This is a genomic window from Pseudoflavonifractor capillosus, from assembly GCF_016899775.1.
Lineage (GTDB): Bacteria > Bacillota > Clostridia > Oscillospirales > Oscillospiraceae > Lawsonibacter.
Map to the genome: position 1 here is coordinate 1 of NZ_JACJJE010000031.1, position 22005 is coordinate 22005.

Consider the following 22005-nt stretch of genomic DNA (forward strand, 5'->3'; position numbering starts at 1 on the left):
CCCTCACCCCCAGGCCCCCCACCGTCAAGACCGTCCGGGACACGGTGGCCGCCCTGCGGCTGGACGCGGTGCTGGCGGCGGGCTTCTCCACCTCCCGGTCCAAGGCGGCGGACTTCATCTCCGCCGGGCGGGTGTCCATCAACCACCGGGAGTGCATGAAGGGCGACCGGACGGTGAATGAGGGGGACGTGCTCACCTGCCGCGGCCTGGGCAAGTGCGTGGTGAAGGAGGTCCTGGGGGCCTCCAGAAAAGGACGGATCATGCTGGTGATGGAGCGGTATGTATAGCGCCGCAGCCCGATCCCCCCGGACGGGGGAGGAGTTCATACACAGGAGGAAGCTATGGAACAAGCAAAAATCGACCGGATCAACGCCCTGGCCCGGAAGGCCAAGACCCCGGAGGGACTGACGGAGGAGGAGAAGCACGAGCGGGCCCTGCTCCGCCGGGAGTACCTGGACGCGGTGAGAGCCAACCTGGAGAGCCAGCTGGAGCACACGTATCTCCAGCGGCCGGACGGCACCCGGGTGCCCATGAAAAAGCGGAAAGACTGAGATTCTTCATCTTCCGTTCATTGACAATCTTCTCCGGGTCTGCAATAATGGGGTTAGACCCTTTGAAATGAACCATTTCAGGAGGACCGCCATGCTACCAATCAAATTTGTCACAGACTCCGCCGCCGACATCCCCCGCGCCCTGCGGGAGGAACTGGGCATCCAGGTGCTCCCCTTCCCCATCGCCATGGGGAACAAGGAGCTTCAGGACGGCTATGATTTTACCCCTGAGGAGTTTTATCCCATGCTCCTCTCGGCGGCTCAGATCCCCACCCACGCCCAGCTCAACCCCTTTGTCTTCAGCCAGTGCTTTCAGGAGGCGTTTCAGGAGGGGTGCCGCTGCCTGATCTATACCGCCATCAACTCCAAGGGCTCTGCCACCTATCAGAACGCCGTCCAGGCCCGGGAGGAGTTTTATGAGGACTATCCGGAGGCCGAGGGAACCTTCCACATCCACATTCTGGACTCCCACACCTACACCATGGGCTACGGCTGGGCGGTGGTCCAGGGGGCCAGAATGGCCCGGGATGGGGCGAACGAGGAGGAGATCCTGACCTATCTGAGGGACTGGATCGACCACGCCCGGGTGATTTTCGCCCCCCTGGACCTGCGCTTTGCCAAGAAGTCGGGCCGGGTGTCCGCGGCGGCCGCCTTTATGGGGGACGCTCTGGGGCTCAAGCCCATCATGACCTTTGAAAACGGGGACTCCAAGGTCCTCTCCAAGGTGCGGGGGGAGAAAAATGTGGTCCCCGCCCTGCTGGAGCTGTGCCGGAAGACCCGGAAGCCCGGGACCCCCTATCTGGTCATTGAGGGGAACAACCGGGAGCAGGCCGCCCGGCTGGAGGAGGAGGCCGCCAAAAGCCTGGGGGCGCCCGCGGATATGACCTATTCCATCGGCGGCGTCATTGCCATCAACGCCGGGCCCAATCTCATCGGCCTGGTCTATCGGGAAGAGTAAGCAAAGCAATACAGCGGCCCCGGCCCGGAGTTTCCGGGACGGGGCCGGTCTGCATATCGGGCCGGCGGAGCGTCCGCCGGATAGAAAGGAAGTCAGATCCCAATGGAGGAAAGGAAGCTCTCCTGGCCGGAGCGGGGCAAGCTGTGGGCCAGGCTGGGAATCCGGCTGGCCCTGCTGGTGCTGGCCCTGTGGCTGCTGCAGGCGGTGGGGCTGCCCCTGCTCTCTCTGTTCGCCCCCTTTGTGGCCGCCCTGATTACGGCGGCCATTCTCCATCCCCCCATCCGGTGGCTGCAGCGGCGGCTGGGGGTGCCCCGAAAATTTTCCACCCTGCTGATCCTGCTGCTGCTGTTCGGTCTGCTGGGGGCGGGAATCTGCTATCTGGGGTACGCCGGAGGCGTGGAGCTGGTGGCCCTGGTGCAGAACTGGAACGGCCTGCTGGAGAGCCTGCAGAGCACCCTGGATCAGATCGAGATCATGTCCGCCCAGCTGTGGAGGCTGGTGCCGGCCCAGCTCACCGCCGCGGTGGAGTCGGTGACCCAGGGGTTCATGGAGTGGCTGAACAGCGCGATGCCCGATCTGCTCAACGCGGCGGTGGAGTATACCACCGACAAGGCCAGAGGGGTGCCGGATGTGGTGTTGGCCCTGATCATCTATATCATGGCCTGCTACATGCTCACAGTGGACTACCCCTACCTCCGCAGCCAGGCGGTCCAGCATACCCACCAGCGTCTGCTCCATTTTTTGAAGCAGGTACGGGACACCGCCCTGGCCGCCTTTGGCGGCTATCTCCGGGCGGAGTTCCTGCTGTCGGTGGTGGTGTTCTTCATCCTGCTGGTGGGCTTCTTTGTCATCGGGCAGCCCTATGGCCTGCTTCTGGCCCTGGTGCTGGCCGTCATGGACTTTATCCCCATCATCGGGGCCGGGACGGTGATGGTCCCCTGGGCGGTCATCGACCTGTTTATGGGGAACTACTTCCACGCCGTCCAGCTCATGGTCATCTGGGGCGCCATCGCCCTGTTCCGCCGGGTGGGGGAGCCCAAGTTTGTGGGCGACCAGACCGGACTGTCCCCCATCGCCTCCCTCATCAGCATCTACATCGGCTGGCGGCTGGCCGGGGTGCTGGGCATGATCCTGGGGCCCACCATCGCCCTGATCGCCCTGAACCTGATCCGGCTGGGCATTTTCGAGGGGGTGCGCCTGGACCTGGCTGCCGCCGCCGAGGACATTATGGCCGTCCTCCGGGAGCGCCCGCCCCGCAAGGAGGAGTAGAGGTGGGGGCTTCAGGGATGCCCCTGCCGTAGGACAGAGGCCCCGTGGGCGGGTGAGGGCACCCGCCCACACGGCATAAAGAAACCGTCTTCATAGCTGGGACCATTCCCCTCATCCGGCCCCTTCGGGGCCACCTTCCCCTAAAGGGGAAGGCTTTTTTGCGGGGAGGCATGCGGGCGACCGCGAGGGTCGCCCCTACGGCGAACCACGGCCCCTTCCGAGATACGACGGGAGGGGCAAGCCCCTCCCCTACGGGGTTTAAGAATACCTCTCATGGTTTGGGTAGGGGAGGCCCTTGGGCCTCCCGCCAGGATTTACACCGAGAGCGTTGGCTGGGAAACCCAGGCGCAGTCTGAAAACCGCAGTAAAATCAAATTTTGTACACCCAGGGCCCCAGTGGGCCCGGATTCAAACGCACCCAAGCACTCCTGATTTTGCGCGCCGGAAATATTTTGCCTACTTCAAGGGGTAACCCCCGTAAATGGGGGTCCGGGGAAAGGCGACTATGAGCACGAAGTGCTCATCTGGAGCCGTCCCCGGTGGCGCTTTGCCTACTTTGCCGCCATGGGCAAAGTAGGTCGCCGCCCGCAGGCGGCGAAATCCCCTATGAAACGAAGCCCCCTGCGAAGCGGGCACCGAGTCGTGGCCCAGGCCAGCTTCTTTGACCCTGCTGGGCAATTCATCTTCTCGCACCCTGCGGAGAAACCGCCCCCGCTTTCCGCCTGCTATTCGCAGACCCGCCTGCTTCAAGAGCCGGAGCACAAAATAAAATAGAGAGGACCGCCCGCAGGGGGCAGTCCTCTCTATTTTCATTTTATAGCCAAATTATTTGACATCGGGGTGGAACTGCTTACAGGTGCACTTCTTCAAGGCGCGGGCGTTTTCTGCGGAAAACGCGGCGCTTCGCGCCAGGCCGCGCCTTCCGGGGGGCACTAGTTCCCCCCGGAGGCCCCCCTCCACTCTCCGAGGGGACGGGAGATTTTTACTTCACATCCGGGTGGAACTGCTTACAGGTGCATTTCTTCCACTTAAGGCCGGAGCCGCAGGGACAGGGGTCGTTGCGATTCCCCAAGACGAGCAAGCTCGCCTTGGGGACCCCTTTGATTTAAAATCCTCGGGCGGAATGAATCCGCCCTGCAGCAAGATTAAAAACAGCGGCACGACAGTGCCGCTGTTTTTAATACTTGGACGCGCCAAAAGGCGCGGGTCGCTTGCGCTCCCATCGGCCGCAACGACTTATTTTACATCGGGGTGGAACTGCTTACAGGTACATTTCTTCCACTTCAGGCCGGAACCGCAGGGGCAGGGGTCGTTGCGGCCGATCTTGATGACCTTCCGCTGGGGACGCTGCTGGACGGTGCCGTCGCCGGCGCCGGACTCGCCGGTGACCTTGGCCACCCGCTCCCGCTTGACCTCCTGGTTCTGGCGCAGGCGCACCAGGAACAGGCGGCGGAGGGTCTCCTCCTGGATGGCGGCGATCATCTGCTCGAACATCTCGTAGCCTTCCTTTTTGTAGGCCACCACCGGGTCGGTCTGGGCGTAGCCTCGCAGGCCGATGCCCTGCTTCAGGTCGTTCATGGCGTCGATCTGGTCCATCCAGTACTCGTCCACCACCCGGAGCATGAGCACCCGCTCCAGTTCCCGCATGAGGGGGGAGCCGAACTCCTGCTCCCGGGCGGCATAGACCTCCTTGGCCTTGCCCACCACCAGCTCCACCAGCTGGTCCTCGTCGTACTGCTGCAGCTCCTCGTCGGTGAGCTCCAGCTCGCCGGGCTTCAGGAACATGTTCCGGAACTGGGCGGTGGCCTCCCGGAAGTCCTCAGCGGTCATGTGCTTCTGCTCGCCCATGTGGCCCCGGATGGCGTTTTCCACTGTGTTGTGGAGCATGTTCTGGATGGACTCCTGCAGGTCCTCCCCGTCCAGCACCTTCCGGCGCTCCTTGTAGATGACCTCACGCTGGGTGTTCATCACGTCGTCGTACTGGAGCACGTTCTTACGGGTCTGGAAGTTCCGGGACTCCACCTGCTTCTGGGCGTTCTCAATGGCGTTGGTGAGCATCTTCTGCTCGATGGGGGTGTCCTCGTCCACGCCCAGCTTCTCCATCATGCCCATCACCCGCTCAGAGCCGAACAGGCGCATGATGTCGTCCTCCAGGGACAGGTAGAAGCGGCTCTCGCCCGGGTCGCCCTGACGGCCGGCACGGCCGCGCAGCTGGTTGTCGATGCGGCGGGACTCGTGGCGCTCGGTGCCCAGGATGAACAGGCCGCCCACCTCACGGACCTTGTCCGCCTCCGTCTTGATGGACTCCTTGTACTTGGCCTCCGCGTCGGCGTACTGCTTCCGGGCGTTCAGGATCTCCTGGTTGTCGGTGTCGGCGTAGCCGGTGGCCTCGGCGATGAGCTCGTCGCTCATCCCCGCCTTCCGCAGGTCGGCCTTGGCCAGATACTCCGCATTGCCGCCCAGCATGATGTCGGTGCCGCGGCCGGCCATGTTGGTGGCCACGGTGACGGCCCCCATCTTGCCGGCCTGGGCCACGATCTCCGCTTCCTTCTCGTGGTTCTTGGCGTTCAGCACGTTGTGCTTGATGCCCCGCTTTTTCAGCATGTCGGAGAGCTGCTCCGACTTCTCGATGGACACGGTGCCCACCAGCACGGGCTGGCCCTTCTCGTGGCACTCGGCGATCTGGTTGACCACCGCCCGGAGCTTGCCGGCCTCGGTCTTGTACACCACGTCGTGGTGGTCCACACGCTGGACGGGCTTGTTGGTGGGGATCTCCACGATGTCCAGCTCGTAGATAGTGCCGAACTCCTCCTCCTCGGTCATGGCGGTGCCCGTCATGCCGGAGAGCTTGTCGTACAGGCGGAAGTAGTTCTGGAAGGTGATGGTGGCCAGGGTCTTGGACTCGTTGGCCACCTCCACATGCTCCTTGGCCTCGATGGCCTGGTGGAGGCCCTCGTTATACCGGCGGCCGAACATGAGGCGGCCGGTGAACTCGTCCACGATGATGACCTGTCCGTCCTTCACCACATAGTCGATGTCCTTTTTCATCACCCCGTGGGCCTTGATGGCCTGGTTGATGTGGTGGGAGAGGGTGGTGTTCTCCGGGTCGGCCAGGTTCTCGATATTGAAGGCCTGCTCGGCCTTGGCGATGCCCCGGGCGGTGAGGGTGGCGGTGCGGGCCTTCTCGTCCACGATATAGTCCGCATCGATGTCCGGGTCCTCCTCCTCCTTGGCGTCCACCTTGGCGATGCGCTGGCACTTCAGACGGGAGACAAACTGGTCCACCAGGGTGTAGAGCTGAGTGGACTTCTCACCCTGGCCGGAGATGATCAGGGGGGTGCGGGCCTCGTCGATGAGGATGGAGTCCACCTCGTCCACGATGGCGAAGGAGTGGCCCCGCTGGACCAGCTCCTGGGCGTAGATGGCCATGTTGTCCCGCAGGTAGTCAAAGCCGAACTCGTTGTTGGTGCCGTAGGTGATGTCGGCGGCGTAGGCGTCCTTCTTGGCCTGTCCCATCACCCCGTGGATGACCAGGCCCACGGTGAGGCCCATGAAGCGGTACACCTTGCCCATCCACTCCGAGTCGCGCTTGGCCAGGTAGTCGTTGACGGTGACGATGTGAACGCCCTTGCCGGACAGGGCGTTCAGGTAGGCGGGCAGGGTGGCCACCAGGGTCTTGCCTTCGCCGGTCTTCATCTCGGCGATGCGGCCCTGGTGCAGGATGATGCCGCCGATGATCTGCACCGGGTAGGGGCGCATGCCCAGCACCCGCCAGTCGGCCTCCCGGCAGGCGGCGAAGGCCTCGGGCAGGATGTCGTCCAGGGTCTCGCCCTTCTGGAGGCGCTCTTTGAATTCACCGGTCTTGGCCTGGAGCTCGTGGTCGCTGAGGGCCTTGTACTCCTCCTCCAGAGCCAGGACCTTGTCCACCAGAGGCATGATGGCCTTGACCTCCCGCTGGGAGCTGGTGCCGAAGATCTTTTTGAATACGTTCATATCGCGATACACCTCAATGCTGATGCTGATTTGTCCAATATATCGGGGGAAAACGGCGCTTCCGCGCACGATCATCTTAGTATACCACATCCCACTGGGAGAAAAAAGAGCAAATTGTAAACTTTCCCCCACACAATTTCCAATTTTCCAGGGGGGAACCCCGGGTTTTCCACCACAGATGTATAAATGTTCGCCGGGGGTTGACAAAATCTGCCCGCTGTGGTACCGTATCAGGGACAAGTGAACCGAACAAAGGAAGCGCGCAGGAAAACAGCAGGGCGGCAGCCCGCTTGCCGAAGGAGTAACACTCTCAGGCGTTCCCCTGGAACGAGGACTGTGCGTGGATGTGACTCTGGAGAAGCTCGACGATTCGGGTGCCGAAGGTGCAACGCGGTCTTGGGTACAGGCCGCCAATCTCTCAGGCAAAAGGACAGAGACGAGGAAGCAAAACGCCCCTGTGCGCGTCTTTTGATGCGGGCGGGCGCGTGTTTTTTCGCCCATCGACCGGACCGCGGAGCCATCCGCGGTCCGTTTTTTGTCCGGGGAAGGAAAAGGAGAAGAGAGATATGGACATGAACCAGTTGGCCGATCAGGTCAGCAATCTGGCAGGCTTTGTGTGGAACGGTCTGCTGCTCTACCTGCTGGTGGGCACCGGCATTATTTTCACCATCCGCACCCGTTTCATTCAGGTGCGCAAGTTCGGGACCGGCTTTAAGCGCCTGTTCGGCAGCTTCAGCCTCAACGGGGAGAAGGCGGGCAAGGAGGGCATGAGCTCCTTCCAGGCCGTGGCCACCTCCATCGCCGCCCAGGTGGGCACCGGCAATATCACCGGCTGCGCCACCGCCATGATCTCCGGCGGACCGGGGGCCATCTTCTGGATGTGGGTAGCCGCCTTCTTCGGCATGGCCACCATCTACGGCGAGGCCTGCCTGGCGCAGAAGTACAAGACCACCGACGAGACCGGCCATGTGATCGGCGGCCCGGTGTACTACATCCGGCAGGCCTTCAAGGGGACCTTCGGCAAGATCCTGGCGGGCTTCTTCGCCCTGGCCATCATCTTCGCTCTGGGCTTTACCGGCAACATGGTCCAGTCCAACGCCATCAGCAACGCCTTCCGGGAGGCCCTGAACGTGCCCACCTGGATCGTGGGCGTGCTCCTGGCCCTGGTGGCCGCCTTCATTTTCCTGGGCGGCGTCACCCGCATCGCCTCGGTCACCGAGAAGCTGGTGCCCATCATGGCCGCCTTCTATCTGGTGGGCGGCCTGGTCCTCCTCATCGCCAACATCACCGCCCTGCCCAACGCCCTGCGGATGATCGTGGTAGGCGCCTTTGATCCCCAGGCCATTGTGGGCGGCGCCGCCGGCATCGGCGTGCGGGAGGCCATGCGCTTCGGCGTGGCCCGGGGCCTGTTCTCCAACGAGGCGGGCATGGGCTCCACCCCCCACGCCCACGCCATGGCCAAGGTGGCCAAGCCCCAGGACCAGGGCATCGTGGCTATGATCTGCGTGTTCATCGACACCTTCATCGTCCTCACCATGACCGCCCTGGTGATGCTCACCAGCGGCGCCCTGAACGTGAACAACATGGCGGAGAATCCCGCCGCCGAGAACATGGCCCAGGTGGCCTTCACCACCGTGTTCCAGGGCTTCGGCAACCTGTATGTGGCCATCTGCCTGCTGTTCTTCGCATTCTCCACCGTCATCGGCTGGTACTTCTTCGGCGCTCAGAACGTGAAGTACCTGTTCGGCGTCAAGGCGGTGAAGGTGTACGCCTGCATCGCGGTGGTGTGCGTGGCCCTGGGCTCCATGCTGGAGGCCCCCCTGGTGTGGAACCTGTCCGACCTGTTCAACGCCCTGATGGTGTTCCCCAACCTGATCGCCTTGCTGGCCCTGTCCGGCGTGGTGGCCAAGATGGCCCGGGAGGACGACCACGACCTGCGGCGGTAACGCCCTGGAATTTTCTGAACACCCCAACAGCAACAGTAGCGGCCCCGCCGGCTCAGCCGGCGGGGCCGCTCAGCTTGTCAAAAAAACGCTGTTGAGTAGAACTCGCCTCAGTTTTGGCGGGGGAGCTCGAGGGGGCGGCAGCCCGCCTCGAGTGGGATTGAATGCCCTGAATGCCTTGCACAGCAAGGCGTTCAGCGAGCGCAGCGAGGACTTTTGCGCCGCTGCGGGGCGCAAAAGTAACGGCATTTTTGCAGGCTGTCGGAAAAGTCCTTGGACTTTTTTGACAGCCTGAGCGGCCCCGCCGGTTCAGCCGGCGGGGCCGCAGTTCATTCCAGGGGCAGATAGAGGGAAAAGGTGCTGCCCTTCCCGGGTTTGGAGGACAGCTTCACATAGCCCCCCTCTCGGGTGAGGATGCTCCGGGTGAGAAAGAGCCCTAGTCCTAACCCCTCCTGGTCCCGTACCCCCTCTCCCCGGTAGAAGCGGCCGAAGATGCGGGCCTGCTCCCCCTCGGGGACGCCGGGGCCGGTGTCGGACACCTGGATGCAGCAGAACAGCTCGTAAAAGACGGCGGACAGGGTGACCGCGCCCCCGGGGGGCGTGTACTTTACCGCGTTGTCCACCACGTTGCCCAGGGCCTCGGCAGTCCACTTTTGGTCGAACCGGGCGCTGCCCTGGGCGGGCTGCACGGTGAGGGAGATGTTTTTCTCCGCCGCCGCCCCGGAATACTGGGCGGCCGCCTCCTCCAGCAGGGGGGCCACCGGGTGGAGGGCGGGGGTGAGGACGAGAATCCCGCTGTCCAGCCGGGAGGACTTCACCAGGGTTTCGATGAGAAACCGCAGCTTTTCCGCCTGGGCCTGGACCACCCGGGCCTGCTCCCGCTGCTCCGGGGGGAGGGGGCTCTCCGCCAGCAGGGAGGAGTACAGCAGCAGAGCGGCGATGGGGGTTTTGGTCTGGTGGGAGATGTCCGCAATGAGGGCGGCGATCTTGCCCCGCTCCTCCGCCAGGCTGCGGGCGGAGGCGGCGGAGCCGTTCAGAAACCGGGCCAGCTTGGCCTCCAGGGCGGAGGGGGCCGACTCGTCGAAGGTGGTTTCCTGAAACTGCCCCTCCAGGGCCCGGTCCAGCATACGGTCCGCCTGGGCCAGCTGCCGCCGGGCCCGGAGCCACTGGACCACCCCGAAGATCACCCCGCCCCCGGCCAGGAGCAGGCAGAGCACAGAATATCCGTCCATATCAGCCCTCCGCCCACACGTAGCCCACGCCGTACACCGTGCGGATGGGGGCCTCCCCCAGCTTCCGGCGCAGCCGGTTCACCGCCACGGACAGGGCGTTCTCGTCCACAAACTCTCCCCCGTCCCACACCCGGTCCAGCAGCTGCTCCCGGGTGAGGGTCTGCCCCCGGTGCTCCGCCAGCAGCCGCAGCAGCCGCTGCTCCGTCTTGGACAGGTCCAGGGGGACCCCGTTTTTGGTGTAGACCATCCGCCCGAAGTCAAAGACGTAGGGGGGCAGCTCCAACACCGGGGCGGCGGGCCGGGACCGCCGGAGCAGGTTGTTCACCCGGGCCCGGAGCACCGCCAGGGAGCAGGGCTTGGTCACAAAGTCGTCCGCCCCCAGCTCCAGCCCCAGCACCTGGTCCACCTCCAGGTCGTTGGCGGTGAGGATGAGCACCGGCAGGGGGGAGGATGCCCGCAGCCGCCGGAGCAGGTCCAGCCCATTGCCGTCGGGCAGGTTCAGGTCCAGGATCACCAGCTGGGGCGGACGGGCAGCCAGGGCCTCCTCCGTCTCCCGGAGGGTGTGGCACTGGGTGAACTGCCGCCCCGCCTGGTCCAGGGCCAGGCGGATGCCCTGGCTCAGGGCCCGGTCGTCCTCCACAATCAAAATATGGTCCACGGGACCCACCTCGCTTCCAATCAGATGTCCGTATTGTACCATGGGGGCGGAAAAAGAAAAAGACCTTGTCAAAGGGGGCCGCCCGGGGTAAGATAACGGCAGAAGCGAGAAAAGGAGCGAGCGCAGTATGGAAGTGCTATCCCCATTGCAGCCCAGGGCTGTGTTTCACTATTTCGAGGAGCTGTGCGCCATCCCCCACGGGTCGGGGAACACCAGGGCGGTGAGCGACTGGTGCGCCGCCTTTGCCAAGGCCCGGGGGCTGGAGTACCACCAGGACGCCCTCAACAATATCATCATCATCAAGGAGGCGGCCCCCGGCTATGAGGGGGCGGAGCCGGTGATCCTCCAGGGCCACCTGGACATGGTGTGCGAGAAGGAGCCGGGCTGCCCCAAAGACCTGGAGCGGGAGGGGCTGGATCTGGAGGCGGACGGGGACTTTGTTACCGCCCGGGGGACCACCCTGGGGGGCGACGACGGCATCGCCGTGGCCATGGCCCTGGCCCTGCTGGACGCCCAAGACATCCCCCACCCCCGCCTGGAGGTGATCCTCACCGTGGACGAGGAGGTGGGCATGCTGGGGGCGGCCGCCCTGGACGTGTCCCCCCTGCGGGGCAAGACCCTCATCAACCTGGACTCGGAGGAGGAGGGGGTGTTCACCGTCAGCTGCGCCGGGGGCAACCGGACCGAGTGCATCCTCCCCGTAAAACGGGAGCCCCGTTCGGGAACTGTGCTGGCCGTTACGGTGGGCGGCCTGACGGGGGGACACTCGGGGACCGAGATTCACCGGGGCCGGGCCAACGCCAACGTCCTCCTGGGCCGCTGCCTGCGGGCGGTGTCCGCCCGGACCGAGCTGCGCCTGGGAGAGGCGGCGGGGGGCAGCAAGGACAACGCCATCCCCACCGAGAGCCGGGCCCAGATCGTGGTGTCCGACGAGGCGGCGGCCCGGGCCGCCCTCGGGGAGCTGGAGGCCGACCTGCGGCGGGAGCACCGGACCACCGACCCGGAGTTGTTCCTGCGGGCGGAGCCCTCCCACTGGGAGGGAACTCCCATGGACCGGACGGGCACGGAGCGGGCGGTGTGCCTCCTCACCTGCCTGCCCAACGGGGTGCAGGCCATGAGCGGGGATATCCCCGGCCTGGTGCAGACCTCCCTGAACCTGGGCATCCTCACCACCGGGGCAGAGGAGCTGCGGGCCTGCTTCTCGGTGCGCAGCTCCCTGGGGTCCCAGAAGGAGGCATTGAAGGACCGGCTCACCTGCCTCACCCAGGCACTGGGGGGCAGGAGCCAATACTCCGGGGACTATCCGGCCTGGGAATACAAAGAGGACTCGCCCCTCCGGGACCGGATGGTCCAGGTGTTCCGGGAGCAGTACGGATACGAGCCCAAGGTGGAGGCCATCCACGCGGGAGTGGAGTGCGGCCTGCTGGCGGGGAAGATCCCGGGCCTGGACTGCGTGTCCATCGGCCCCGACCTGCTGGAGATCCACACCCCCCGGGAGCGGATGAGCATCTCCTCCGTTCAGCGGGTGTGGGCCTTCCTGCTGGAGGTCTTGAAGCGGAGCAAATAAAAAACGAAACGCGGACCCTGGATGTTCCAGGGTCCGCGTTTTTAGTTTCGATATCAGGAGATGGACCGGCCCAGCTCAAAGGCCTGGTGGAGCTCCTCCCGGCCGGCGATGTCCCCCAGGTTCATCACCCCGCCGCACAGCACCCTGCCCAGGCTTTTCCAGCCCAGGTGCTGTTCCAAGTGGTCGTACCAGTACAGGGTCTCCTCAAAGCCGTGGCCCTCCGCCGCCATGAGCAGGACGGACTCCTTTTTGGGGTTGGCCAGGTTAGGGTCGCACTCGGCCACGGCGAACAGCCGGTCAAAGGCCAGCTTCAGCTGTCCGCTGATGGTCCAGTAGTACAGGGGGGAGGCCAGCACCACCACGTCGGCCTCCTTGTAGACCGGGTAGATTTTGTCCATGTCGTCCCGCTGGACGCAGGGGTGCTCCGGGTCCCGGCCGCCGCCGAAGCAGCCCCTGCACCCGTGGAGGTCCATGCCGTCCAGGAAGAACTCCGTGACCGTATTGCCGGCGCTCTCCGCCCCCTCGGCAAAGGAGCGGATCAGGGCGGCGGTGTTGCCGGTTTTCCGGGGGCTGCCATTGAGAATCAAGATTTTTTTACTCATTGTAATATCCTCCTCAGATATAGCAAATACAGTGAAACGATTGAGGGCAATTTCGGTTCTCCAAGACTTGGAAACCAGCGGATCGGTATAAAATCCACTGGTTTCTGATGTGTTGGAAAGAGGGAGAAAGAGGGAAAGCGAAGCTTATTCGCCCTCATAGGCCTGGCGATACACCTCAATGATCTGCTCCTTGGTAGCGGTGCGGGGGTTGGTGAGGCTGCACACGTCCTTCATGGCGTTCTCGGCCATGACAGTGAAGTCCTCCGGCTTTACGCCAAGCTCTTTCAGATTGGCGGGGATGCCCAGGCGCCGGCCCAGGCGCTGAACGGCGGCGATGCCCTCCTCGGCGGCAGCGGAACAGGACAGATTTTCCCCCCGCACCCCCATGGCAATGGCGATCTCCTTGAACCGGGTCATGTTGCCGATGAGGTTGAACTTCATCACATAGGGCAGCAGCACCGCGTTGCAGACACCGTGGGGCAGGTTGTAGAAGCCGCCCAGCTGGTGGGCCATGGCGTGGACGTAGCCCAGGGAGGCGTTGTTGAAGGCGATGCCCGCCAGATACTGAGCGTAGGCCATCTTGTCCCGGGCCTTCATGTAATTGCCGTTGGCCACCGCTTTGGGCAGGTAGTGAGAGATCATCTGGATGGCCATGGTGGCCGCCGCGTCGGTGAGGGGGTTGGCGTTGGTGGACACATAGGCCTCGATGGCGTGGGTGAGGGCATCCATGCCGGTGGCGGCGGTGAGGGAGGGGGGCATACCCTTCATCAGCTCCGGGTCGTTGATGGCAATCTGTGGGGTAACCCGCCAGTCCACAATGGCCATCTTCACCTTCCGGCTGGTGTCGGTGATGATGCAGAATCGGGTGATCTCCGAGGCGGTGCCGGCGGTTGTGTTCACTGCCATCAGGGGCATTAGGGGGCGGCTGGACTTGTCAATGCCCTCGTAGTCGTGGATGGTCCCGCCGTTGGCGGCCACCATGCCGATGCCCTTGGCGCAGTCGTGGGAGGAGCCACCGCCCAGGGACAGGATGGAGTCGCAGCCGTTTTCCTGAAACACCGCTACGCCGGTGGCAACATTCTTATCGGTGGGGTTGGGCTCGGCCCCGGGGAATACGATAGAGTCCACACCGGCCTGTGCCAGGATCTCCTGGATCTGTCCCGCCATGCCGCTCTCATGGAGGAACTTGTCGGTGACGATCATCGTCTTATGGCCGCCCAGGCTCTTCATTAACTCGCCGGCCTCCTGGGAGGCTCCCATTCCAAAGACGTTTCGGGTGGGAAGAAAATAGTACGTTGACATGACAAAAGCCTCCTTACACGCTCTCGCAAAACAGGTGCCCTCGAAAATGAAGGAGAAAAAGAAAGAACCTTCATTTTTGAGATGGGCCCATTATAGCGGGCGGGGAGGCCGTTGTCGAATCCGAAATATGGTATGAGGTTATATGAAAAAACGTATGGCGGGGCTTACCGCTCGCCGGGCCGGTCCTCCAGCAGGCTGCGGCTCCACATGAAATCAATGAGTTTCTGCTGCACGGGATTGGTGCGGCGCTTCAAGTAGGACAGGTAGATGGGGCGCATGGCCATGGGGTCGCGGAGCTGGTAAAAGACCACACTGTCGGTGGGCGCCACATACTCGGGGATGGTGGAGCGCAGGAAGGATACACCCTGTCCTTCACAGACCAGGTAGTAGGCGGTCATCATCTGGGTGAGAAAGACCGAGGTCTTGGGGATGAAGCCCGCGTTCCGGCACAGCTCCATGCTCCGGTCGTAGAGGTCGTTGCCTCTCTGGAGGAGCAGGAAGGGCTCCTCCCGGAAGGCCTGGAGAGGGACGGGGGGCTTTTTCTGTCCGGGCTCCCCCCGCTTCAGGATCTCGTCGAAGGAGTAGCGGTACTCCGCCAGCTCCCGGTTGATGGGGAGGCGGGCCGGGACCGCCAGCACGATCTCCTCGGTACACCAGGCCACCGATTGGATCTTGGGGTCCTGGAGGGGCTCCGCCTCCAGAAAGAAGTCCAGCTTGCGCTCCAGCAGCTTCTCCGACAGGGCGGCGCTGTTCCCCTCGGTGAGGGTCAGGGTGATCTGGGGATTCTGCTCCCGGAACTCCTGGAACAGCCGGGGGAGCACGTAGGTGCAGAAGAACATGGAACTGCCGATGTGCAGCTGGGTGCCCGGGCCGCTGAGGGCGGCGAAGTGCTCCCGCATGTCCTCCTCAATGGCCATGACTTTCTCCACCTGCTGGATGTAGTACTCCCCGGCGGGGGTCAGGGAGATGGGGTTGGTGCTCCGGTCAAAGAGGGGAGTCTTGATCTCCTGCTCCACCTTCTTCACCACTGAACTGAGCCAGGGCTGGGAGACGAAAAGTTTTTGGGCGGCCTTGGAGAAGCTGTGCTCCTGGTAGATGGCGTAGATGTACTCCTTGTAGTTCAGCATGAGAGCGCCCCCTATAAGCAAAACGATATGAGCTCTTAAACACTTACGAATTTTACAAATCCGGCGGGTTCCGGTAAAATTATAGCAGAAAGCCGGACAAGCGGCAAGGCGTCCGCCCTGAAGCGGCCGCGGAAGCCGTCCGGCATCCGTCGGTTATATCTGCGCGCAGGCGTCAGGAAAGGAAGCGGAATGCATATGAACTATCACATTGCAGCCCGGATGGACCGGATGGCCCCCTCGGGCATCCGGAAGGTAAACGAGAAGGCCCTGGCCATGGAGCGGGCGGGGGAGCGGGTGCTCCACTTCGAGATCGGCCGTCCCGATTTCGACACCCCGGAGTACATCAAAAAGGCGGCCAACCAGGCCTTGGCCCAGGGAAAGGTCCACTACACCTCCAACTTCGGCATGATGGAGCTGCGTCAGGCCATCGCCGACAAGCTCAAGCGGGAGAACCATATCGACTATAAGGCCTCCGAGGTGCTGGTCACCGTGGGATTGTCCGAGGCGGTGTTCGCCGTGCTGGCCACACTGCTGGACGAGGGGGACGAGATCCTGGTGCCCGACCCGGTGTGGCTCAACTACATCAATGTGCCCAACCTGCTGGGGGCCAGGGCCGTCACTTACAGTCTGAAAGAGGAGAACGGTTACCAGATGGATTTCGGGGAGATTCGGGCCAAGATCACCCCCAAGACCCGGGCCGTGGTCATCGTCACCCCCAACAACCCCACCGGCGGCGTGCTGGAGGAGGATGTGCTCAAGGAGCTGGCCTCCATCGTCCAGGAGCACGACCTGATGGTGATTGCCGACGAGATCTACGAGCGGCTGGTGTACGACGGGTGTAAGCATGTGAGCATCGCCTCCCTCCCTGGCATGAAGGAGCGCACCTTCACCATGAACGGTATGTCCAAGGCCTACGCCATGGACGGCTGGCGGCTGGGCTATGTGGCCGCTCCGGAGGAGTACATCACTGTGATGAACAAGTTCCACCAGCACAACACCACCTGTGCCCCCAGCTTTGTCCAGGCGGCCGCCATCGCCGCTCTCACCCAGGAGGGGGACGAGGTGAAGGAGATGGTGAAGGAGTACCAGCGCCGCCGGGACTACGCCGTAAAAGCCATCAACGACATCGACGGCATCCACTGCCTGTGCCCCAAGGGCGCCTTCTACATCTTCATCAACTGCAAGGAGCTGGGCAAGACCTCGGCGGAGCTGTCCCAGTATTTCCTGGAGGAGGCCAAGATCGCCCTGGTGCCCGGCGACGTGTTCGGCCCCGGCGGGGAGGGCTATCTGCGCATGTCCTTCGCCGCCAGCTATGAGAGCATCGTGGAGGGCTGCGGCCGCCTGAAACAGGCGGTGGAGAGCCTGCGGAAATGAGAATCTGAGAAAACGCCGTTGCCCCGGCGGCGCCGGGGTGGTAAGATAAAAACAGAGGACTTCGCCCGGCGGCGGGGACCCCCCGCCCCGCCGGACGGCTGAAAAAGGAGAATCGTTATGCGTCTGGCAACCATCAAGTTAAACGGCAAAGAAATTGCCGGTATCGTCACGGAGTCCGGCATCCTGCCCATCGCGGCCCTGAACGCGGCCAAAGGGACGGCCTGGAAAGAGGAGATGTACGAGCTGATCTGCGCCCAGCAGGTGCCCGGCCTCACTAAGTGGTACAACGAGGGCGGAAAGGACGAGCTGGAGACCATCCCCGGCCTGGTGCCCCAGGACCAGGTGGAGTACGCCCCCCTGTACCGGAATCCCCGGCGGATCTTCGGCATCGGCCTGAACTACGCCGAGCACGCGGGGGACATCGGCAACGCCCCTCCCCAGGGCTTCCCGGGCAGCTTCTTTAAAATGGCGGACACCCTCATCGGCCCGGGGGACGAGATCCAGCTGCCCACCCTGAAGGAGGCCCAGAAGACCACCGCCGAGGCGGAGCTGGGCATCATCATGGGCCGGGACTGCCGGGACGTGGCCCAGGAGGACTGGCAGAGCGCCATCGTGGGCTACACCACCATTCTGGATATGACCGAGGAGTCCATCCTGAAGGGGAACGACTACCTCAGCGGCAACCCCCGCTACCTGTGCATCGTGAAGAACTTCCCCACCTTCTTCTCCTTCGGCCCCCAGCTGGTCACCCCCGACGAGGTGCCCGACGTGCTGAAGCTGGAGGTCCAGTCGGTGCACAACGGGGAGATCCACGCCAAGAACACCGTGGACCACATGACCCATAAGCCGGACCGGCTGGTGTCCCTCCACAGCAGCATCCAGGGCTGGTACGCCGGCGACGTGCTGGCCACCGGCACCCCCCGGGCCTTCCACATCCAGGACGGGGACGTGGCCGAGTGCCGCATCGTGGGCCCCGACGGCTTCGCTATGGAGCCCCTGGTGAACCCGGTGGTGGACCTGAAGAAGCACCCGGAAAAAGCGTAATACCACTTTCTTGCTTGTGAGGAGGATTTTAATATGAAAGCGACGTTTGTTCTGACCCCGGCGGAGGCCCGCCGCCTGATTGCCAAGGCCGTGATTCAGATGCCCGAGTTCCAGAAGGCCTGGAAGGACGCCTATGTGGTTCTGGCCGGCGGCACCACCAACGCCTTCATCGCCCAGGAACTGCTGAACGACCCGTCCATCGAGCCCGGCCGCTGCACCGTGGGCCTGAGCTGCGAGGGACTGCTGTGCGTCACCGAGCCGGAGAGCCGCAAGAGCTTCCCCAACGTGTTCTACAAGGGGCAGCCGGTGGACAAGAAGATCGACGAGGCCCTGCAGGACTACCACGCCGACACCGTCATCCTCAAGGGGGCCAACGCCTTCGACCTGGAGGGCCACGTGGGCATCATCACCAGCGGCTTCAACGGGGGCACGGTGCCCAACTTCATCGGGTACATGACCTCCAAGGGGCTGAAGTGGATCTGCCCGGTGGGCTATGACAAGCTGGTGCCCTCCGTGCCGGCGGCCAGCCGGGCCCTGGGCGGGGCCAGCCATATCGATATCTCCCTGGGGGCCGACCCCGGCATGTACTGCCTGTCCAGCGCGGACATTGTCACCGAGGCGGAGGCCATCCGGATGATGTTCCACTGCGAGGCCAAGGTGGTGTGCGCCAGCGGCATCGGCGGCAACGAGGGGGCCCACTACTGGGCGGTGGACGGCGAGGAGGCCGACGTCAAGGCCCTGGTGGACTACCTGGAGCAGAACGTCAAGGGCGAGCCCGCCATCAAGGGCAACAAGGGCAACTGCGCCAACTGCCGCTACCCCGGCTGTAAGTACAACGGGAAGCCTCTGCCCGACTGGATGAAGCGCCGGGGCATTGAGAAGTAAAACGCCTGATATTGCAAAAGGGAAGCCGCCCTGGACGCATGTGCGTCCGGGGCGGTTTTTGTGGGGGGCGGGTCCGGATGGGGAGGGGCTTGCCCGCGCCTGGGGATGGGTGTATGATAATCCGGTGAAAACAGAAAAGGAGGCGGCGGCATGAAGCGAGGAAAGACGCTGCTGGCCCTGTTTTGGGAATTTTTTCAATTCGGCTGTTTCACCTTCGGGGGCGGCTGGAGCATTGTGGCCCAGATGCAGCGGCTGTATGTGGAAAAACGAAAAACCATCACGGGGGAGGAGCTGCTGGACATCACCAGCGTGGGCCGCAGCCTGCCCGGCACCATGATCGGCAACGTGGCCATGCTGTACGGCAACCACGCGGCGGGGCTGGCCGGGGGCGTGGTGTGTCTGGTGGCTATGATCCTGCCCCCGTTTTTGATTCTGAGCGTGCTCACCCTCTGCTACACCGCCGTGCGGGACAACTACTGGGTGATGGCGGCCATGACCGGGGTGCGGGCCGCCATTGTCCCCATCATGGCCTCCGCCGCCCTGAATCTGGTGAAGGGGGCCTTCCGGTATCCGCCCTGCGTGGCGGTGGCGGCGGCGTCCTTCGCCCTGTACCTGATCTGGGACGTGAACTGTGTGTTTCTGGTACTGATGGGCATTGCGGCCGGACTGGTCATCTGTGAAGTATATGAGCGGAGAGGAGGGAACGGCGATGGTGCTGCTTGAGCTGTTCTGGAGCTTTCTGAAAATCGGGTTCACCAGCTTCGGCGGGCTGTCCATGATCCCCCTTATCAACGACGAGGTGCTCTCCCACGGATGGATGACCGCCAGCGAGGTGGCCGACATTGTGGCCATCGCCGAGATGACTCCGGGCCCCCTGGGCTTCAACTGCGCCACCTTCGCGGGCATTCAGGCGGCGGGCATTCCCGGGGCCATTGCCGCCAATCTGGGGGTCATGTCCCCCACCCTCACCCTGTGCGCCGCGGCCGCTGTGTTCTTTGAGCGGGTGAAGGGCAACAAGTACATGGAGCACATCCTGGTGGGGGTCCGCCCCGCCTGCCTGGGCATGGTGGTGGGGGTGACCTGCTCCATGCTCACCAACTACCTGGGGACCTCCGGCCAGGTGAGCCTGCCGGCGGTGGGCATCGGGGTGCTGGATCTGGTATTGCTCCTGAAGGGAAAGCAGAGCGTCCCGGTGGTCATCGGGATCAGCGCCCTGCTGGGTCTGCTGTGCTTCGGCGTTTTGGGCTGGCAGTAGCCGGCACGGCATGGTATAATGGCGGCACAAGGACAGCTTGAGAAAGGAGGCGGACGATATGGTGCCCAGCTATGAGACCATGGGGGACTGGCTGGAGGAGATCTCCCAAAAATTCCCGGACGCGTTTTTTGAGGAGCTGGACGGGGGCATCCAGCTGGAGGAGCAGGCCCTCCCCGACCCGGAGTTTCCCCCGGGGGAGATGTACATTATGGGGGAGTACTGCCACGACATGCTGGGGCGGTACATCGTATTGTACTACGGCTCCTTCGCCGCCCTCCTGGCCGACGAGGACGAGGAGACCTGGAAGGATGAGATCTTCGCCACCGTGGCCCACGAGTTTACCCACCACATGGAGGACACCGCCGGCCTCCACGCCCTGGACGACAAGGACGCGGAGTTCCTCCGCCAGGCCCGGGAGGCGTACGGGGAGGGGGAGCCGTGAGCGATTCGCTGGAGCGGGATCTGACCCGGTGCCTCCAGGGGGAGGAGGAGCTGCGGGAGCGGGAGTACGCCGCTCAAGTGCTGGCCGGGGGCGATTTCTCCCATCTGGACTGCGTGCAGGTGGTGTTCCGGGGCTGCCGCCTGATGGGAGTGGACTTCAGCCGCAGCTTTTTCGACCGGGTGCGCTGGGAGCGGTGCGACCTGTCAGGCTGCCGTTTTTCCGAGTGCTCCTTCCGGGAGGCGGTCTTTCTGGACTGCCGGGGGGAGGGGTGCACCTTCGCTCAGAGCGCCTTCTCCCACACCCGGGTGGAGGAGGGCTCCTGGCGGTACGCCAACTTCACCAAGACCAGCTGGAAGACGGGGCTCTTTCAGGACTGCCGCCTGACCCAGGGGGTGTTCTCCCAGGTGCGGCACCGGAACCTGGCCTTCCGCCGGGCCGACCTCACCGGGGCGGACTTCTTCCAGACCTCCCTGCGGGGGGTGGACCTGTCTACCTGTGAGATCCGGGGGCTGACCCTCTCCCAGGACCACCAGGAGCTGCGGGGGGCCGTCCTGGCCCTGGAGCAGGCCCCGGACGTGGCCGCTCTGCTGGGGGTCAAATGGGTGTAAAAAATCGGGGGCTCAGACCGAAGTCTGAGCCCCCGCTGCTTTATACTTTTGCGGGCAGGGAGTCGTCCTCCCGCACCCAGTCCTCCACATGGACCACCCGGTAGTCCCGCTCGCCGCTGCGGATGACCACCCGGTCGATGCCCGCGTTGATGATGACCCTCCGGCACATGGAGCAGGAGGTGGCGTCGTGGAGGAGCTCGCCGCTCTTGGCCTCCCGCCCGGCCAGGTACAGGGTGGCCCCCAGGGTGTCCCGCCGGGCGGCGGAGATGATGGCGTTCATCTCCGCGTGGACGGAGCGGCACAGCTCGTACCGCTCGCCGCTGGGCACCTGCATGGCCTCCCGGGTGCAGTAGCCCAGGTCCATGCAGTTCCTCCGCCCCCGGGGGGCGCCGTTGTAGCCGGTGGCCACGATCTCGTCGTTCTTCACGATGATGGCCCCGTAGCACCGGCGCAGGCAGGTGGACCGCTCCAGCACCGTCTCGGCGATGTCCAGATAGTAATTTTCTTTGTCGATGCGCTTCATGGAAGGGCCCTCCCGGTCTTGTTTTTTGCCATAAGTATACCGGATTTCCCGCCGAAAGGCAAGGGGGAGGCGGCCGGGATATCCGCCCAGGTGGAACATTTTAAGGGGAATTGTCCCCCTCCGGGGCACAATTTACACTTTGTTTACGATTGATTTCTTGACGAGTTTTTATTTGCGCAGTATCATATTTTTCAGAAAAAGAAATGGTTGAGCCGGGTGTCTGTTCCGCTTACCCCGCGCGAGGAGGCTCTCTATGATCCGCAATGCACTTCAGCGGTTTATGTACGGCCGCTATGGAAACGACCAGCTGAACATGGCTCTGCTGGTCCTTTATTTGGCCCTTTATCTCATCTATTTTTTCACGGGCTTCGATCCCCTCTACTGGATCTCCTTTGCGGTGATCCTGTTTGCCCTGTTCCGGCTGCTCTCCCGGAACCCGGCCCGCCGCCGGGCGGAGAACGCCAAATTCTTAAAGGTGGCCGGACCGGCCATCCAGTGGTTCCGGCTGCGCCGCACCATCCACCGGGACAAGGAGCACTGCTACTTCAAGTGCCCCAACTGCGGCCAGCAGCTCCGGGTGCCCCGGGGCAAGGGGAAGATCACCGTCACCTGCCGCAGCTGCGGCGCCGTCTTTGAAGAGAAGAGCTGAGCATAAAAAACCGCCGGAGCGAT

At 63.6% G+C, this 22005-nt stretch carries 22 protein-coding genes and 2 riboswitches; of the genes, 14 read left to right on the top strand and 8 right to left on the bottom strand.

Features of this window, described 5'->3' with window-relative positions; all coding sequences use genetic code 11:
* The 4 genes from H6B31_RS10365 to ytvI form a co-directional block, all read left to right on the top strand.
* A partial coding sequence (locus H6B31_RS10365) for a S4 domain-containing protein (RefSeq protein ID WP_275960327.1) occupies nucleotides 1-287 on the top strand: 287 nt, incomplete at its 5' end.
* Nucleotides 288-341: 54 nt separating this feature from the next.
* Nucleotides 342-551 (top strand): DUF896 domain-containing protein, encoded by a 210-nt coding sequence (locus H6B31_RS10370; RefSeq protein ID WP_204898446.1) that lies wholly within the window; start codon nucleotides 342-344, stop codon nucleotides 549-551.
* Nucleotides 552-642: 91 nt separating this feature from the next.
* Entirely contained in the window at nucleotides 643-1509 is an 867-nt protein-coding gene (locus tag H6B31_RS10375) for a DegV family protein (protein WP_204898447.1), read from the top strand.
* 102 nt (nucleotides 1510-1611) lie between these two features.
* Nucleotides 1612-2778, top strand: a complete 1167-nt coding sequence (gene ytvI, locus H6B31_RS10380; RefSeq protein WP_204898448.1) for a sporulation integral membrane protein YtvI — start codon at nucleotides 1612-1614, stop codon at nucleotides 2776-2778.
* 982 nt (nucleotides 2779-3760) lie between these two features.
* Here ytvI and H6B31_RS17815 read toward each other — a convergent pair.
* Together H6B31_RS17815 and secA are read right to left on the bottom strand one after the other, a co-directional pair.
* Nucleotides 3761-3859 carry an SEC-C metal-binding domain-containing protein gene (locus H6B31_RS17815; RefSeq protein WP_430691893.1) on the bottom strand — a complete coding sequence of 33 codons (99 nt, stop codon included), beginning with the start codon at nucleotides 3857-3859 and terminating at the stop codon, nucleotides 3761-3763.
* A gap of 155 nt (nucleotides 3860-4014) precedes the next feature.
* The gene (gene secA / locus H6B31_RS10390) at nucleotides 4015-6771 is read right to left on the bottom strand and encodes a preprotein translocase subunit SecA (RefSeq protein WP_204898450.1); all 2757 of its coding nucleotides are present in this window, start codon (nucleotides 6769-6771) and stop codon (nucleotides 4015-4017) included.
* A 253-nt stretch (nucleotides 6772-7024) separates the two neighbouring features.
* Nucleotides 7025-7118, top strand: a riboswitch (glycine riboswitch).
* Nucleotides 7119-7215: riboswitch (glycine riboswitch) on the top strand.
* A gap of 128 nt (nucleotides 7216-7343) precedes the next feature.
* Here secA and H6B31_RS10395 point away from each other — a divergent pair.
* Nucleotides 7344-8717 (top strand): alanine/glycine:cation symporter family protein, encoded by a 1374-nt coding sequence (locus H6B31_RS10395; protein WP_204898473.1) that lies wholly within the window; start codon nucleotides 7344-7346, stop codon nucleotides 8715-8717.
* Between the two features lie 326 nt (nucleotides 8718-9043).
* On the opposite strand, the gene H6B31_RS10400 is transcribed toward H6B31_RS10395, so the two are convergent.
* Together H6B31_RS10400 and H6B31_RS10405 are read right to left on the bottom strand one after the other, a co-directional pair.
* Complete coding sequence (locus tag H6B31_RS10400) at nucleotides 9044-9946, bottom strand: sensor histidine kinase (RefSeq protein WP_204898451.1); 903 nt, start codon at nucleotides 9944-9946, stop codon at nucleotides 9044-9046.
* Nucleotide 9947: 1 nt separating this feature from the next.
* Nucleotides 9948-10646, bottom strand: a complete 699-nt coding sequence (locus H6B31_RS10405; RefSeq protein WP_207752309.1) for a response regulator transcription factor — start codon at nucleotides 10644-10646, stop codon at nucleotides 9948-9950.
* Between the two features lie 85 nt (nucleotides 10647-10731).
* On the opposite strand from H6B31_RS10405, the gene H6B31_RS10410 reads away from it, so the two are divergent.
* Nucleotides 10732-12171, top strand: coding sequence for an aminoacyl-histidine dipeptidase (locus H6B31_RS10410; protein WP_204898452.1), 1440 nt, complete (start codon nucleotides 10732-10734; stop codon nucleotides 12169-12171).
* Between the two features lie 53 nt (nucleotides 12172-12224).
* Here the strand turns inward: H6B31_RS10410 and H6B31_RS10415 are convergent, their stop codons facing one another.
* From H6B31_RS10415 to H6B31_RS10425, 3 genes are all read right to left on the bottom strand, one after another.
* Entirely contained in the window at nucleotides 12225-12773 is a 549-nt protein-coding gene (locus tag H6B31_RS10415) for a flavodoxin family protein (protein ID WP_204898453.1), read from the bottom strand.
* 144 nt (nucleotides 12774-12917) lie between these two features.
* Nucleotides 12918-14075: an iron-containing alcohol dehydrogenase gene (locus H6B31_RS10420; protein WP_204898454.1), complete on the bottom strand. Its 1158-nt coding sequence runs from the start codon at nucleotides 14073-14075 to the stop codon at nucleotides 12918-12920.
* 164 nt (nucleotides 14076-14239) lie between these two features.
* On the bottom strand, nucleotides 14240-15202 hold the full coding sequence (locus H6B31_RS10425) for a LysR family transcriptional regulator (protein ID WP_204898455.1): 963 nt from the start codon (nucleotides 15200-15202) through the stop codon (nucleotides 14240-14242).
* A 195-nt stretch (nucleotides 15203-15397) separates the two neighbouring features.
* Here H6B31_RS10425 and H6B31_RS10430 point away from each other — a divergent pair, with 195 nt between their 5' ends.
* The 7 genes from H6B31_RS10430 to H6B31_RS10460 all read left to right on the top strand — a co-directional run bounded on the left by H6B31_RS10430 (nucleotide 15398) and on the right by H6B31_RS10460 (nucleotide 20810).
* Nucleotides 15398-16576, top strand: a complete 1179-nt coding sequence (locus H6B31_RS10430) for a pyridoxal phosphate-dependent aminotransferase (protein WP_204898456.1) — start codon at nucleotides 15398-15400, stop codon at nucleotides 16574-16576.
* A gap of 117 nt (nucleotides 16577-16693) precedes the next feature.
* Nucleotides 16694-17620: a fumarylacetoacetate hydrolase family protein gene (locus H6B31_RS10435; RefSeq protein WP_204898457.1), complete on the top strand. Its 927-nt coding sequence runs from the start codon at nucleotides 16694-16696 to the stop codon at nucleotides 17618-17620.
* 33 nt (nucleotides 17621-17653) lie between these two features.
* Nucleotides 17654-18505 (top strand): hypothetical protein, encoded by an 852-nt coding sequence (locus H6B31_RS10440; protein ID WP_204898458.1) that lies wholly within the window; start codon nucleotides 17654-17656, stop codon nucleotides 18503-18505.
* A gap of 150 nt (nucleotides 18506-18655) precedes the next feature.
* Nucleotides 18656-19228 carry a chromate transporter gene (locus tag H6B31_RS10445; protein WP_204898459.1) on the top strand — a complete coding sequence of 191 codons (573 nt, stop codon included), beginning with the start codon at nucleotides 18656-18658 and terminating at the stop codon, nucleotides 19226-19228.
* Nucleotides 19215-19760 (top strand): chromate transporter, encoded by a 546-nt coding sequence (locus tag H6B31_RS10450; protein ID WP_204898460.1) that lies wholly within the window; start codon nucleotides 19215-19217, stop codon nucleotides 19758-19760. Before H6B31_RS10445 ends, H6B31_RS10450 begins: the two co-directional genes overlap by 14 nt.
* 58 nt (nucleotides 19761-19818) lie before the next feature.
* Nucleotides 19819-20202, top strand: coding sequence for a metallopeptidase family protein (locus H6B31_RS10455; RefSeq protein ID WP_191346194.1), 384 nt, complete (start codon nucleotides 19819-19821; stop codon nucleotides 20200-20202).
* Entirely contained in the window at nucleotides 20199-20810 is a 612-nt protein-coding gene (locus H6B31_RS10460) for a pentapeptide repeat-containing protein (protein WP_204898461.1), read from the top strand. The genes H6B31_RS10455 and H6B31_RS10460 overlap by 4 nt, the downstream gene beginning before the upstream one ends.
* Nucleotides 20811-20850: 40 nt before the next feature.
* On the opposite strand, the gene H6B31_RS10465 is transcribed toward H6B31_RS10460, so the two are convergent.
* Complete coding sequence (locus tag H6B31_RS10465; RefSeq protein ID WP_204898462.1) at nucleotides 20851-21333, bottom strand: deoxycytidylate deaminase; 483 nt, start codon at nucleotides 21331-21333, stop codon at nucleotides 20851-20853.
* A 253-nt stretch (nucleotides 21334-21586) separates the two neighbouring features.
* On the opposite strand from H6B31_RS10465, the gene H6B31_RS10470 reads away from it, so the two are divergent.
* Nucleotides 21587-21982: a hypothetical protein gene (locus H6B31_RS10470; RefSeq protein ID WP_204898463.1), complete on the top strand. Its 396-nt coding sequence runs from the start codon at nucleotides 21587-21589 to the stop codon at nucleotides 21980-21982.
* The last annotated feature ends 23 nt before the right edge of the window (nucleotides 21983-22005 follow it).